The sequence below is a fragment of the Streptomyces sp. NPDC004327 genome (genome assembly GCF_042873935.1).
Classification (GTDB): domain Bacteria; phylum Actinomycetota; class Actinomycetes; order Streptomycetales; family Streptomycetaceae; genus Streptomyces.
Window position 1 is genome coordinate 91993 of record NZ_JBIAME010000013.1, and the last position, 13713, is coordinate 105705.

The 13713-nt window shown below is 67.8% G+C and carries 11 protein-coding genes and 2 pseudogenes; 8 read left to right on the plus strand and 5 right to left on the minus strand.

Features of this window, described 5'->3' with window-relative positions; all coding sequences use genetic code 11:
* Positions 1–90: 90 nt before the first annotated feature.
* On the minus strand, positions 91–3768 hold the full coding sequence (locus ACFYU9_RS35380; RefSeq protein ID WP_389347693.1) for a LamG domain-containing protein: 3678 nt from the start codon (positions 3766–3768) through the stop codon (positions 91–93).
* 1634 nt (positions 3769–5402) lie between these two features.
* Here ACFYU9_RS35380 and ACFYU9_RS35385 point away from each other — a divergent pair.
* A pseudogene (locus tag ACFYU9_RS35385) lies at positions 5403–5900 on the plus strand (tetratricopeptide repeat protein); the annotation flags it as partial.
* Between the two features lie 428 nt (positions 5901–6328).
* Here the strand turns inward: ACFYU9_RS35385 and ACFYU9_RS35390 are convergent.
* From ACFYU9_RS35390 to ACFYU9_RS35400, 3 genes are all read right to left on the minus strand, one after another.
* Positions 6329–6559, minus strand: coding sequence for a hypothetical protein (locus ACFYU9_RS35390; RefSeq protein ID WP_389347796.1), 231 nt, complete (start codon positions 6557–6559; stop codon positions 6329–6331).
* On the minus strand, positions 6556–6819 hold the full coding sequence (locus ACFYU9_RS35395) for a hypothetical protein (RefSeq protein WP_389347695.1): 264 nt from the start codon (positions 6817–6819) through the stop codon (positions 6556–6558). The genes ACFYU9_RS35390 and ACFYU9_RS35395 overlap by 4 nt, the downstream gene beginning before the upstream one ends.
* A 291-nt stretch (positions 6820–7110) precedes the next feature.
* On the minus strand, positions 7111–7347 hold the full coding sequence (locus ACFYU9_RS35400; protein ID WP_389347697.1) for a hypothetical protein: 237 nt from the start codon (positions 7345–7347) through the stop codon (positions 7111–7113).
* 194 nt (positions 7348–7541) lie between these two features.
* On the opposite strand from ACFYU9_RS35400, the gene ACFYU9_RS35405 reads away from it, so the two are divergent.
* From ACFYU9_RS35405 to ACFYU9_RS35430, 6 genes are all read left to right on the plus strand, one after another.
* The gene (locus ACFYU9_RS35405) at positions 7542–7802 is read left to right on the plus strand and encodes a hypothetical protein (protein WP_389347699.1); all 261 of its coding nucleotides are present in this window, start codon (positions 7542–7544) and stop codon (positions 7800–7802) included.
* Entirely contained in the window at positions 7774–8307 is a 534-nt protein-coding gene (locus tag ACFYU9_RS35410; protein WP_389347701.1) for a DUF6879 family protein, read from the plus strand. The genes ACFYU9_RS35405 and ACFYU9_RS35410 overlap by 29 nt, the downstream gene beginning before the upstream one ends.
* Positions 8308–8319: 12 nt before the next feature.
* On the plus strand, positions 8320–9186 hold the full coding sequence (locus ACFYU9_RS35415) for a helix-turn-helix domain-containing protein (protein WP_389347704.1): 867 nt from the start codon (positions 8320–8322) through the stop codon (positions 9184–9186).
* Positions 9187–9326: 140 nt separating this feature from the next.
* Positions 9327–9500, plus strand: coding sequence for a DUF6233 domain-containing protein (locus ACFYU9_RS35420; RefSeq protein ID WP_389347790.1), 174 nt, complete (start codon positions 9327–9329; stop codon positions 9498–9500).
* 172 nt (positions 9501–9672) lie between these two features.
* Positions 9673–9882 (plus strand): hypothetical protein, encoded by a 210-nt coding sequence (locus ACFYU9_RS35425; RefSeq protein ID WP_389347706.1) that lies wholly within the window; start codon positions 9673–9675, stop codon positions 9880–9882.
* 183 nt (positions 9883–10065) lie between these two features.
* Entirely contained in the window at positions 10066–10482 is a 417-nt protein-coding gene (locus ACFYU9_RS35430) for a DUF4259 domain-containing protein (protein ID WP_389347708.1), read from the plus strand.
* 273 nt (positions 10483–10755) lie between these two features.
* Here the strand turns inward: ACFYU9_RS35430 and ACFYU9_RS35435 are convergent, their stop codons facing one another.
* Positions 10756–13221 (minus strand): DUF6185 family protein, encoded by a 2466-nt coding sequence (locus tag ACFYU9_RS35435; protein ID WP_389347710.1) that lies wholly within the window; start codon positions 13219–13221, stop codon positions 10756–10758.
* Between the two features lie 262 nt (positions 13222–13483).
* Between ACFYU9_RS35435 and ACFYU9_RS35440 the strand changes: the two are divergent.
* Positions 13484–13647 (plus strand): annotated as a pseudogene (locus tag ACFYU9_RS35440) (BlaI/MecI/CopY family transcriptional regulator); the annotation flags it as partial.
* Positions 13648–13713: the final 66 nt, after the last annotated feature.

Below are 13713 nucleotides of genomic sequence, written 5' to 3' on the forward strand. Positions count from 1 at the left end.
CCCGGGGAACTTGTCACCGGGCCCGGAGAAGGAGCGAGGGCGACACCGCGGAAGCGGTGCCGCCCCACTCCGTGTCCGGCCAGTGCCGGATCAGGAGCCGATCACCGTCTCGATCTGCGTCGCGTTGTTCATGGCACCCACCCAGACCCGCACATCGCTGATGCGGGCCGGCAGGTTGTACTTCGACGTCGTCCCATCCGGCTGAGCGCCGATCGCGAACTGACTGGTGCCGAGCTTGTCCGTGTATTGGGTCGGCACACCGTTGAGGGTGGTACCCAGCCGGAGCGAGACGGTGCCGTCCTGGGCGTCGTAGACGCCTGTCAGGCGGACATTCGTACCCAGCTCCGCCTCTCGGTCGGATCGGACCAGGTGAGTGCGGCTCGCATCACGGACACCGAAGAACCAGTAGCCCACCGGCCGTACTACGTCGACGGGCTCCTGCGTCTCGGGGTCTTCGACAGTCACCGTCTTGGTACCGGTGATCTCGTACCACAGACCCCAGCCGGCGCCGTTCGCGGTCCACTGTCCGAGGACCTGGCCAACGTAGCCGACGGCCTTTGCGTTGATCTTGTCCTGGTCCAGCTTGACCTTCGTCGACACGGTGAAGGATGCGCTGTCGTCGACTTGCGGCAGTCCAGCCGCGCCCGTCGTGGCCGTGTCGTCGACGCCGTCGAAGACAAGCTCCTCACCCGACGCGGTCGCCCCGGACAGCGCCAGCGACCGGCCGTAGCCGGAGGCGCTGTCAGTGACCGTTGTGCCCGAGGCACCGGCGCCGGACCAGCCGGCCACCAGCTCGGCCGCCTGGAAGCCACCGGGCAACGTCGCCCGGGCCTCGTCGGCGATCTCAGAGTCGAACAAGGCACGCTGCCACGCGGCCACCTCGTCGATCTGGCCCTTCCACTGATCGACGTACGCGCCGTCGTAGGAGACGCGACCGATCTGGAACCTGCCGCTGGACGACCACGACGGAGCTACGGCATGACTGCCCTGGAACTCGCCGTTGACGTACAGCTTGATCTGCCCGGCCGCGGAGTCGTAGACAGCGGCCAGGTGGGTCCACGCGCCGATGACGGCTGGCCGCTTCGCACGGACGATCTGGTTGTTGATATCGCCGCTCGTCCCCTCCTGCGGGGACGTGCGCAGCTCCCAGGTCTTGGAGTCCGGACGGTAGCTGAGGTAGAAGGCGCTGTACCAGCTGGCGCCGGCCGTGCTGCTGTCCTGGCCAAGCACAGTGTGGTAGGCGGCGCCATCCTCCAGACGCACCCAAGCCGAAACCGTGTAGGAGGAACTGGTCTGGACGACCGGGCCGTCGGTGGCCGCGTAGCCGGCGCCGCTGAGGCTGAGGCCCTGGTCCACCACCTGCGGAGTCAGCGGACCATTCTGGTCATGGGTGATGAGACCCCGGCGACCGCGGTCGGTGCGGACCGCGTCACCGGCCAGAGTGGCGTCTGAGGCACCACCAGTCGGGGCGCTGTCCAGCGCGACACCCGAGCCCTCGGTGAAGTTCCAGCGGCCAACCGGGGCCTCTCCGGTAGCGACCTTGAACTCGACAGCATTATCCGCGCCGACTCGATTGAGTGTGTCGACCGCGTGCACCGTCAGCTTGTACGTGGCGGCAGCAGTGGGCGTGAACGTCGCCTTCGTCTGACCGGGCTTAAGCGGGGTCCAGGCAGGGGATTTCGGAGCCTCGGCGACTTCTGTCAGGTCGTACGCGTAGTACGCGTTGTTGGTGTCTCCGTCTGCAGGGCCGAAGGTAAAGCCCGCCTCGAGGCCGGGCGCACCGGCTGCCGGGCAGTTGTTGGCGTCCAGACATGGCTTGTACGGAGGGGCGAACTGGATGTTCGGCATCTTGGGCCGGGTGCGGTCCACGGTGAAGTAGCACCAGTTGCTGTAACCCGAAGACTGGGAGTAAGTGCCGTTGTCGTAGAACGCCTGGGTCAAGGACGCGAAGCGTCGCTTGATCCCGTCCTCTTCCACGGGAAACGCCGTGGGCCAGGACACGGTCTGCTTGATGTTGTCCCCCACGAAGTTCGTCCCCGTGGGGCTGCTGATTCCCGAGCCGGACCAGGTCTTGCCGTCGGCGCCCAGCGCCTCGATGCGGAACCACGCGTGCAACTTGGCGCCTGCCTCGCCCCCCGACGCGGTCTGAGGCGTCGAGGTCAGCGCAGGTGTCGGATCATCGACGACGGAGGGCTTGTTCACATCAGTGCTGCACACCGACGACGAGCCGCTCACGATGCCGACGGCCGTCGGCGTGGCCGGGTAGGAGACGTAGCTGACGCGGAGGACGGCGTCGTTCTTGAAGCGCTTCCAGGCCGACGCGTCCGTCTCGTCGTGGGCGCGGACCTCAAGGGTCAGCCGGGAGAACTGTCCCGCCGCGAAGCTCTGCACCGTCGGCGTGAGGTTCTCGTTCGTCTCGTCAGGGTTGTCGTTGAACTCGATCGGCGCGTCCGGGGAGTTCGGGTCGCACAGCGATCCGCGGCCGGCGGACACGTACCGGTCGACCATCCAGTCCAGCTCCTTGGGCCGGCTTGCCCAGGTGGTCGCGGAGGAGATGTTGTCCGTCCGGACCAGGTCGACCCAGCGCGGGTCGCACTGGAAGGCCCAGGGCTCGGTGAGGGCGAAGGTCGCATCCAGGACCTTCTTGCCGCGCAGGCTGTCCGGCGCGAACTCGAAGTAGAGCTTCTGTACGTAGCCCGGGCCGCAGTAGTAGCCGTTCCACGAGCCGCACTTGCCCGCGCCCTGCCCCTGGCCGTCGCTGCCGTTCCCCCAGCCATATGACTCGTAGCCGTCGGACCGGAGGAGCGTACGCTCGGACTCGCCCCAGGTGACGGTCGGGTCGATGAAGAGGGGATAGTCGTCCGACGCAGTGTTGGTGAGCATGTCCGCGTCCGGGATGACCGACAGGGAGTCGTGGGTGACGTTGACGTCCATTCGGGAGACGTTGTCGCCCTGCCCGGGTGCCAGGCCGGTGCCGGAGGCTGCCTGCTCGGACGGGTCGCCGGGCGTCGGCTGGACGTCGTCCGCGGCGAGGGCGGTCCGAACGAGCTGCGTGGCGGCGCCGGCGTCGGTGGTGGGCTCGGTTGCGGGCTTGCCGGCCGAGTCCCACATCCGGGCCGGCGGGGAGCGGAAGACGGTGTTGCCATTGCCGTCGACGGCGGAGAGGTTGCCGGCCGCGCCCTTGCGGATGGCGAGGCCGTCCGTCTTCAGGTCGAAGGTGAGTTCCTTGAGGGCCGGGTTGGCGGCGGCCTTAGGCGTCTTGACGACGAGGACCTGCTGGAAGCTCTCGACGGTGGCCGTGACCTTGAGGTCGACGTCCGGCAGGACGTTGCGGTAGACCGCGTTGGCTCCGTCGAGCTCTGGCGCGGGAAGGTCGCCCTTCCAGTCCAGCTCCATTGACCGCCCTTGATCGGCGATCTTGACGAGCGGAGTGTTGTCGGCGCCGCCGGAGAAGGTCATGTCGGCGGAGGCCGCCTTCGGACCGACGGTGCCGTCGGCGCGCTTCTCAAGCGTGGCGTCCGGGGTCTGCCAGCCGCCGCCGGGCTTGGCGACGCGGATCGGCACCGAGTGCTGTTCCAGCGTGAAGGTGAATCCATCGGGGTTCGCGAACACGCTGGTCCGCTCGCCACGCTCACCCTGAACCTCGACGCGCTGGCCGGTTTCCTTGGCCTGCTCGAGCGCCTGGTGCGCCTCGTCGAGCACGGGCGAATCCATGGCCGGCGCGGCCGCTTGGGCTGCCGGAACCGGCATCACGAGCCCGACGGTCATAGCCGAAAGGGCGACCACGGTACTTCGGGCACGCCGAAGCACCTGCTGTCTCTTCACAATCCCCACCCCTGCGTTGCGCAAAGTTCACAGTCGGTGAGCTACCTAACGCCACCGCGCGATGCGGAGTCAAGCGTTCTAGATCTTAGATAGATGGCTAAATATGGACCTGATCTGGGCAAACTGCCGGACACCCCAAGGTGGCGGCAGGGAGTGGTGCGAGCTACCGCGATCACGGATCGTCACGCCGGACAGTTCGCGCCCTCTCATCGGGAGCGGAATGATTCACTCCGTCCCCGTGTGCATTTACCGCTCCAATGTGCGAATTACTGCCAAAGTGGGCGCCAGGTGACCAGGTGCCGTAGTCGGCGTCAGGTCACCAGGCGTGCTAATCAATCGTTAGACGCCGCATGCGATATAGATCACGCGCGCTACGTCACCTTGGCTGACCGCGCTCGGCGCGTACGTCGCACCTTCCTTGATCACGCGTCGGACCGGATATGAAGTGTGGCTCGGGGGCTGCTCATGAGCATGCGGGCGATGAGGCCACCGGCCCTGGTCAGAGCGCCCAAGGCAGCTGCGCCCACCGCCAGCGGCTCGGCCGCCGACGGGTGGACCAGGGTCACGTAGACCACCACTGACGTCACCAAAAGCCCTACTGCCAGGGCCAGGAGGAGAGCGACCCGGTACAGCTCCTCGGCGGAGTGCGTTCGTGCTGGCAGACACGCTCGGCTCTTGAACGAGTCGGGGTTGTCTGGCGGCCGCAGTTCACGCGGCAGCGGACTCCAACCGGTAGGCGCCCAGGCCACTGCCGTGGGCGGTGCCGCAGTGGGCGGTGGTGTGGGTGAGTGCACCAGGGGGGGCGTGGTCCGCTGGTGGGGTCCAGGCGCGGGTGTAGCCGATGACTTCGGTGTGGCTGGGTTCGTGATCGGAGTGTTGGTGGGTTGGGCGCCGGGTGGGCCTATCCCGTGGTGTGTATCCGTGCAAGCTTCCCAGCCCACGTTCGTGCGACCCGCAGAGTCAGGGGCGTACGGTAGGGCGGTCACCCTCGGGTCCACGTGCCGGAGCGAACGCCCTCCGCATCGCAGCGCCGTCGATCCGACGCCCAACGAGCCCACGGTCGCCCTTCCATGGGCCGGCGCCGACCCGGTAGCCGGCGTCCAGCGCGCCCGCGTCGGTGAGACGGGTGAGGTGATTTTCCAGCGCTCCAGGCTCGCTGCAGGGTGCCTGGATGCGGTCGCCGAGTGCGACTCCACCGTCCGGATGCAGGTCGACGTGCCCGGCAGGTCCTCTGGGCGGTGCGGCAGATGCCCCCAGTGGTGGGGGATAGGGCGGTGGGCGGGGTGTTGTCAGTGCTCCGCGTTACGGTCGTCTTCCCTGTTGGGGGTGCCCCGTTCCCGCCCGGTCTCTACCTCAGGCCGGGCGGGAACGGGCTGGCACGTCCCCCTATTTTCGGCACGGGGGCCGGCCTCTTCCGGATGGAAGGGCGACACCGAGGTGTGCTGCCTCCATATGACGGGCTCCCCGGCGGGAATGCAAGGAAAACCGGGAACTTCGCCCCCACGGCTTACCCGCTGTGCGTTTACGTGCACGGCAACGGTCATTCCGCCCGCTTGACTGACCATCCACGACACCTAATGTTCCGTGATTCCTTGATCACGTCGCGTGACGGGCCTGTATCGGTTCATGCTGATGCTCCCTCAACAGCGGCTCGGCACCCGCTCGTTGAAGAAGCCCTGCACTACCACGAGCTGGGCATCCTCGCCACGGACCGCGGAGATCTGGAAGGAGCCAACGCCTATCACCGCAAGGCCCTGCTCGCCTACAAAGAGACCGGCGACAAAAGCGGAGTCGCCCACTCCCTCCACGAGTTGAGCGTGGTCGCATGGAAGCGCGGCGACACCGCGGAAGCGCGTCGTCTGGCCGAACAGGCGCTGAGTCTCAAGGAGGAGACGGGAGAGCGCCCCGCTATCGCCGCCACCCTCAATCTCCTGGGCAAACTCATGGAAGGGGAGGGCGAGATCGACGAAGCCCTCGCCCGCTTCGGCCGAGCCGCGGAGCTGAGCACCGAACTTGGCACGCTGGAGGACATCTCGACCGCGCATCGTTCGCTGGCCTGGATCGCCCTGGACCAAGGCCGTCACGACGACGCGGCGTCTGTCCGCCGCCACCGCGCTGGCCGCGGACAGACGCCGCAGCCGACCCGACGCCGTCGTGACAAGCCTCCTCCTGCTCGCCCGGGTGCGCTTCTCCCAGGCAGACCTGCCCGCCAGTTCAGCCCTCTACGAGGAGGCCCTGGAACTCGCAGCCACCGAGAACAACCGCAACCGCATCGCCGAAGCCCACAGCCAGCTGGGCGTCATCGCGCTGATGACGCGAGACCTCTCCCAAGCGCGCGTGCACCTGGACGCGGCCTTGAGCCTGGCCCGCTCCTTGGACGACCGCTACAACATCGCGGGCGGCCTGCGGAACCTGGGTCCCGGCCGGGTTCCTGGCGAGTTGGCCGGCCGGGACGTCTGGCCTGCCCGTGGACGGCCGGCGCTCATCGTCCACGGGCAGGAGATCAGAGGGTGCGGCGCCCGGTCGCGTGCCGGTATGCCGCGCCGTTCACGCGCTTGCCGCCGATGTGCGGCTCGAGGAGCGACGGGGCAGCGGGGCGGTCACGGACACATTCCGGGGCGCCGAACTCGTGCCACCAGACCGCTGGGTGGGCGCCGCGGTCGGAGTACTCGGTGACGTCGATGGCCTCGCCGATGATCGGCTTGTCGCAGTAGGCGCACCACTTGGCGCTCATCGGCGTCCCTGCGGGAGCGCGATGCGCAGGGTGGTGATGCCGGTCCACAAGCGCCCGCGGAGTTTGCTCGCCTCCATGAAGGTCGCGGTGTCGGTGCCGCCGTCGTCAGGGATGGGATCCAATCCCACGGCCAGGCGGATGTACCCGCAGGCGGCGGCCAGGTCGTACCACCAGCGTTCAACGCGGCCCTGGAGGACCAACTGCTCGTGTCCGTAGTCGAGGACCACGGTTCCGTCGACGAGATATCCGCGGTGCACCATGTGTCGGGACTCCAGGAATGACGGAACGAGACCGAGGCCGGCCGCGACACCCAGCATGTCCCGCGGCACGGCGCCGACGTCGTCCCGCCACTCGATCGGGTCGTGCGCGAGGAGAAGGTGGCAGGAGCGCCCGCGCCTCGACCTGACCCACCCAGGGACGACACGGATGCGCCTGAGGCGGCTGGCGCCCGGTGGCGGGGCGTACGTCGGCATACGGGTCTGGATCATCGCAGGGCCTCGTCTCGGTACCGTGGGTGGCAGGGGCAGTTGCAGCGGGCCGCAGCGTCGCGGCTACTGGTAGCCCTGGACCGCGAGGCCGCGTTGCTCGCGGCACGGCGCGCACGCATGACGGTTCCCGCCGACCAAAGCCGCCGTGGAAGACGGCCCACGGTGGAAGTCGCACCAGCCGCCCGCGCATCTACGGCGGGAACTCGTCGCCAGCCGTTGCGTCGGCTGGCCGTAGCGCTCGTACGACACCGCTTCGGCTGTTCCGTCAGGACGCACCCGATAGACCTTGATCGTCATCATGTCGAGGCTCCCGTCAGCCGGACAGCGGGGACGGCACGACCGTAGGGAGCGCGCGTGCATGCACACCAGCGATGTGCATCACTGTGCACAGATTCACCCGACGTGCCGCTCAGTCAGCCCGGCTCTTGACCCCCCGTTGGCGGCGGGCCAGGTTGGTGCACATCAGCGCACACCCCCTGCGAGGGAGGCGAACCATGGCCCTACAGTTCATCGGCGTGGACCCGGAGTCCGGACAGACCGGCAGCCCGACCGCCTGGGTCGACGAAGAGACCCGAGACATCGTGCTCCAGAGCTACACCGCCGACGAGGCGACCCGGACCGAGTGCGTCGAGAAGAACGCGCCCGGCCACGACAAGCAGATCCCGGCGGGCGAGACGGTGATCCGGATCCCCGCCCACATGGTGTCGATCCTGAGGGAGGCGTGCGATGCCGCAGAACGAGCCGCGATTCGATGAGCTGCTCGCCGGCGCCCGCCGCTCGGCAATCCACCTGGAGCTCCGCGACGTCTATGCCGTCCCGGACGAGGCCGACGACTACCGGCACTGGCTCGAGACCGGCGAGCGCGACGCCGACCCCGCCTCGGACTACTGGGCCCCCTGGGTCGAGATGGTCCGGTCCGCGACCGCCCGCGGCGTCAGCATGCGCCGCGTCAGGATCGTGTCCGAGCCGGTCAGCGACTACATCCGGTACGAGCACGCCGGCACCGTCGTCAACACCGCCGCGGGCGAAGAGGTGCGATGGCTGCCCCGGCACCACACCCTCGGGCTCCTCCTCCCCGTGGTCGACGGCTGGGTCTTCGACGAAGAGCAGCTACTCGCCAACCACTTCACCGGATCCGGGGAGTGGGGAAACCCGGCCATGGAACTGCACACCGAGCCCGACCTCGTGAAGGCATACGCCGACGCGGTCGAAGCCGTGTGGGAGCACGCCATTCCGCACGCCCAGTACAAGATCCGCTAGCAGGAGCGCCGTATGCCCGTCTCCCCGTCGTCCTCGGCGCAGACCGCCCGCGAGGGCGTCGCGCGCCAGCTGCGCGAGCTGCGCCAGGACGCGGGGCTGACGCTCGTCGACTTGGCCACCCGCTGCGGCTGGAGCCACTCCAAGGTCAGCCGCATCGAGAACGCCAAGACCCCGCCCTCCACCACCGACATCGTCGCCTGGTGCCGCCACACCGGCGCCGAGAATCGCACCCCAGACCTTGTGGCGCTCTCCCGCGACGTCGAGAGCCTGTACCAGGAGTGGCGAAAGAAGGCCCGCGCCGGGTTGCGCCAGCTCCAGGACAGCTACCTCACCCTGTACCGGGCCACATCCCTGTTCCGGGTCTACTCCCCGACCGCAATTCCCGGCCTCCTCCAGACCGAGGGCTACACCCACGCCCTCCTAACCGGCGCCGCCCGGGTCCTCGACCTGCCCGACGACTCGGCGGCGGCCGCCGCCGCTCGGGCCGAACGCTCACAGATCATCCACCGTGCCGGCCACCGATTCGCCTTCGTCATCGAGGAGGCCGCACTCCGGTACCAGCTCGGCAGCAGCGACGACATGGCCGCTCAGCTCGGGCGCCTTCTCACCGCCGGCGCCCTGCCCGCCGTCTCCCTCGGCATCATCCCGATGGACACCCCAGGCCGGCTCCTTTGGCCCCAGGAGGTCTTCCACATCTACGACGACACCCTCGTCTCGGTCGAACTGCTCACGGCCCAGGTGAACATCACCCAGCCCAGCGAGATCACCCTGTACGAGAAGGCGTTCGAGGAGCTGCGGAGCATGGCCGTGTATGGAGCGGCCGCCCGCGCACGAGTCGTGGCCGCGATCGAGGCGCTCTCGGCGCCCGCCTCCGGCTGACCTCTGACCCGCCTCCGCACGCTGCGGGCCTGGCTCGGCTACACCATCGCCGACGTCGACGCCGAGATCGCGCAAGGGAAGAGGCCGCCGCGGAGCCGGTTCGCGCCCGGCGCGAGCCGCCCGAGTGGGTGCTGTAATACCTGCGAGTCGGCGGCCGCCCTGTCCCCGACTCCGTCCACCACGGCGACTGCCGGATGGCCAGCGGCCACACCCAGGCCCTCACCCGCGAGCAGGCCCTCCAGGTCCTCACCGACGGCCAGACCCGGGCCTGCGAGATCTGCTGCGCCGGCCCCGACCTCGGCATCCTCGACTGACCGGCCCGGCGCTCGGGCCTTGTCAGTGTCGAGTCATACGATCCGGCCGTGGCCATCGAACTACCTGACGAACTGTTCAAGCTCGGAGGCCCTGCTCTCGTAGAGCTACGGCCAGGTGGCGTGTAGCCCTGAGTAACGGTTCGGGGCGTCGCTGCTGCACGCCTCTGACCTGGTGGTCTACGACAGGAACGTGGAGGTGGCCCGGCATGAGCGGCTGATCGCCAAGGGCAGCTGTCGGCTGGAGCTGGACGACTACCTGGAGGCACTGATCCGCAAGCCGGGCGCTTTCCCCGGCGCGACCGCGCCCAGGACGACCTTCCCAGCCTCCACACTCTCGCGGCGGGCATCGACCGAGACCGCAACGCAGTCATCGCCGGCCTGACCCTGCCCTGGAACTCCGGAGTCGTCGAAGGACACGTCAACCGGATCAAGATGCTCAAGCGCCAGATGTTCGGTCGCGCTGGCTTCGCACTGCTCCGCAAGCGGGTCCTCCTCGCCCCGTGACCGATGTCAGTGGCTCCTGGAACCATGTCTTCGTCCGAGACAGCCATATCAGGAGCCATGCATGGGAACGTGGGGAACCGGCCCGTTCGACAGCGACCTCGCCGCAGACTTCGTCGATGGACTTGAGGGGCTCACCCACCAGCAGGTCATTGACGTGCTGGGGCGGGCATTCCAGCGAGTCACCGACTCGGGAGAACGCGTCGATGGCGGAGACGGGGCCGAAGCCATTGCCGCTGGGGCCCTCGTCGCCAGCACCATCCCGGACAGCCCCATCGTGATTGACCCGGACGACGGCCCCAGGAAACCGCTGCCCACACTGCCAGCCTCCCTTCGCGCGTCGGCGAGACTCGCACTACATCGGGTTCTCCAGGGCGGATCAGAAATGGCAACCGACTGGGTGGACAGCGCCGACGCCGACCAGTGGCGCCAGGAAGTGCGACAGATCCTCCAAGCACTCGAAACGCCCACCGATCACTAATCGTGACCGCTTCACGGAAGTCGTGCCAGAACCACTTCACGTGAACGAAGCCAGCCGTACCCATAGCTCCTGCCCGTCAGAGCGCTCGCGTCACCCAGAGCAAGATCTCGCAGGTACCGGCTCACCCGCTCGATCCCCCGGCCGGCCGCATCGACCACGAACCGCGGCAGCGACGGTCTCGGCGCCTTCACCACTGCACCGACCGACGGCAACTGGCCGCAGCCATCATCAGGAGGGAACCCCATTGCGGGGCTGTTCAAGAAGATCATGGGGCTACCGGTTGGGCGACGATGTGCTGACGTCTGCGAAGGTCTTCCAGAGGGTGACGAGCGCAAGCAGCTGTGCCAGGAAGAACGCAATCGTGGCGAAGCGCATCTGGTAGACGTAAGCGACGAGACTGGCATTGGTCGGCCAGTAGCGGCGCTCGTTTTGGAAGGTCTGCAGATCCATCATCAGGCCCGTGCACGTCGTCACCGAGCCGAATGCGGCGATCTCGCCGATCACCTGGGGCACGCTCCCGCCGATGGCTTGGACGATGAGGAAATCAGCCGTTGCCGGGATGGCGAACGCGAGCGTGACGAAGACTGCCTTCGTCGGACCGTGACGGCCTGGCAGATCACGCCACAGCGCCCCGAGGAAGAAACCCCCCACGAGCCACCACACCTGCCACAAGAGGATCTCGAACACGATCCAGACAAACCCTGCCGCATCCTGCGCCCCCACCGTCCAGGAGTAGCCCTTCACAGAGTCGACCCAGTACAGCAGGCCGGTCGCGGGCAGGCCGATGAGACACGCGTTGACTGCACCCCTGCGAGCATTGCCCCACCACGTGGCCATCGGGCCACAGGCGAAGGGAAGGTCGGCGGGTCTCACTCCTGCCGGCAACGCCTGGTCCAGCCGGTCGATCTCGGCCTCGATCGACTGCCGCTCGGCGGAACGCTCCTCCAGGTTCGACGTACTGAGCCGACTCAGACGGGTTTGGAGCTCCCTGAACCGGCGCGCCAGGCGCAGCACGTCGGCCCTGTCGGTCAGCGAGATCGTCCTTCCCAGCGGCGCGTTGTCGGCGAAGCGCTGCTCCAGCACGGAGAAGTGCGAGCCCAGGACGAGTACTCCCCAGGCCGTGCACAGACTCAGCACCAAGGTGAGCGCGTACCCGGAGAAGCCGAAGTACCTTGCGTCCGGTGCGAAGGTAATGGCGAAAATGGCCACCAGCAGGAACTTCTCCGAAGGCGCGGGCGTGAACGCCCCCTGCTCGTGCTGTTCGACCCGGCATACCCGCAAGACGCCCAGCGCGGGAAGCGGCGCCAGGACGCTGATGATGAGCAGCAGCGGATCCAGAAGCGTTGCCGGGAAGCTCAACCACCATGAATCGAGCTCTTCCACCCACACCCGTTGAAAAACAGGCGACGAGTGGGGGTCGGCGAGCCAGCTGATTCGCTCCCAGTAGCGGTCAAAGGCGAGGTAGGCCCACAGGACGGTCGCCGTCGCTGCCGCAAGGGCGGCAGCGACCAACACGCGAGTGGGGATCCGAGTCTCTCTGATCAGCAGCATCCGCTGCCCCGCTGCGATCACACCGATCCAGCACACAGCCGTCAGCGCGGTGCAGGCCACCGCTGCCACGGTCCAGCCCGGAGCGGACAGGTACCGGTCGGCTGTAGGGAGCAAGGTGAAATCAAAAATCTCCGACACCACGTACCAGCCGAGTACGCCCAGGACGACTCCGCCGCAACTGAACAGAAGGCGCTTCGACCGGCTGCCGAACAGACACAGCACAGGCCCGAGGAACGCCAGGACGAACACCGCGACCGTATATTCGTAGTCGTGATACCAGCCCACCAGATGCTGGAACCACCAGTACACGTTGTCGTCCAGATAGGCGAGCACACCCAGGAACATCAAAAGGAACGCCCACCACCGCAGATAGCGCAGCGCTCCCGACTCTTCCGACGTCGTCGTAGCGGCGAGACTGCGCCTCAGCCGGCGACCCCCCACGAGCAACAACGCACCTGAGGCGACGTACCAGAACGCTGCCGAGGCGCTATAGATGCCCCACGTCTCCCAGAACTGCCAGGTCTCCTCCGGCGAGGTCGTGATGAAATCCCAATACTGCACCGTGGGCGGGCGGAAAGTGACCGTGGGATTCTGGTCCGGCTCTTTGTGCCGCCAGTTCAACTTCGTTCCACCTTCGCCGAAGGCCGGCCGAGGGGTGGCCGTCAGGGCGCCCCGCCCGCCCAGGTCCACCTGCACCCTGTCCCAATCGGCGCCCTTCAGGGCAGGAGAAGGACGCAACGCGATACGCCAGTTCTCCTTCGACACCGTCACCGCCCAGGGGCCGACAGCGTCAAAGGAGCTGAACTGGACCCACGTGACAGCCTCGTAGTGAACCTTGACCCTCTGGCCGTCGGCCTTCACCATCACCGGCTTGAACCGCCACTCGTAATCACGGAAGTCGATCTGATTTTGAGAGGGCGGCTTGCCCACCAGGCACGCCAGCGCAGACCGGTAGGCCGGCGAATGGGCGTCCAGAAGCAGGTCGGAGGCGTGAGTCCAACCGGCGGGCACGCTGATGTCCATGGTGCTCGTGACCATGCTGAAGTCGTTGCCGCGGTGCTTGAACTCAGCCAGTGCCGTGACCTTGGCCGTCTCGAGCTGGCTGGCTCGGCAGTCCGTCGGGGCGTCCTCGACGGCGTCGGCCCTTCCCGTCACGGGCAGACAGAGGCAGACAAGCAGCACAAGCACATACAGACGGCGGGGCGCGGACCAGCCAGGACGGTTCACCATCCGAGGGTCCCCCGGCCGACCGGGCACGATGCCGCACAATGCGCCGACGCGCAGGCGGTTCCACCCCAGCGGCCGAGGACAGGAGACACGCCGCCCGGGCCCGGCAGGCGCCCTCCCAGCCAACACCGGTCGGACGCCGGGTGCCGCGTCAGCACGAGGGCGATGAGGCGGACTTCGGCAGGATGCCGGGTGTTCCGCGCGACAGCGCGGGCAGGGCGAGCTGGAGACGCTGGCGCTGGCCACGCTGCGGGCGACCGAAGGGCCGGTCACGGCCGGCCGGCCAGGAGCGGCTCGGCGGCCGACCTCGCGTACACCACCGTCATGACCATCCTGACCCACCTGCACACGAAGGGCGCCGTGGCGCGGGAGCGGGCGGGCCGGTCGTCCTGCTCGACGAACTCGCCTACGTACCCCCGGAGCTGCTGCATCCGAGTGTCCCTGTCCTACGCC

Bases quoted from the DNA above. Each gene is read 5' to 3' on its own strand.
- ACFYU9_RS35380 (WP_389347693.1), bottom strand. From the start codon at position 3,768: ATGACCGTCGGGCTCGTGATGCCGGTTCCGGCAGCCCAAGCGGCCGCG.
- ACFYU9_RS35390 (WP_389347796.1), bottom strand. From the start codon at position 6,559: ATGAGCGCCAAGTGGTGCGCCTACTGCGACAAGCCGATCATCGGCGAG.
- ACFYU9_RS35395 (WP_389347695.1), bottom strand. From the start codon at position 6,819: ATGGTGCACCGCGGATATCTCGTCGACGGAACCGTGGTCCTCGACTAC.
- ACFYU9_RS35400 (WP_389347697.1), bottom strand. From the start codon at position 7,347: ATGATGACGATCAAGGTCTATCGGGTGCGTCCTGACGGAACAGCCGAA.
- ACFYU9_RS35405 (WP_389347699.1), top strand. From the start codon at position 7,542: ATGGCCCTACAGTTCATCGGCGTGGACCCGGAGTCCGGACAGACCGGC.
- ACFYU9_RS35410 (WP_389347701.1), top strand. From the start codon at position 7,774: ATGCCGCAGAACGAGCCGCGATTCGATGAGCTGCTCGCCGGCGCCCGC.
- ACFYU9_RS35415 (WP_389347704.1), top strand. From the start codon at position 8,320: ATGCCCGTCTCCCCGTCGTCCTCGGCGCAGACCGCCCGCGAGGGCGTC.
- ACFYU9_RS35430 (WP_389347708.1), top strand. From the start codon at position 10,066: ATGGGAACGTGGGGAACCGGCCCGTTCGACAGCGACCTCGCCGCAGAC.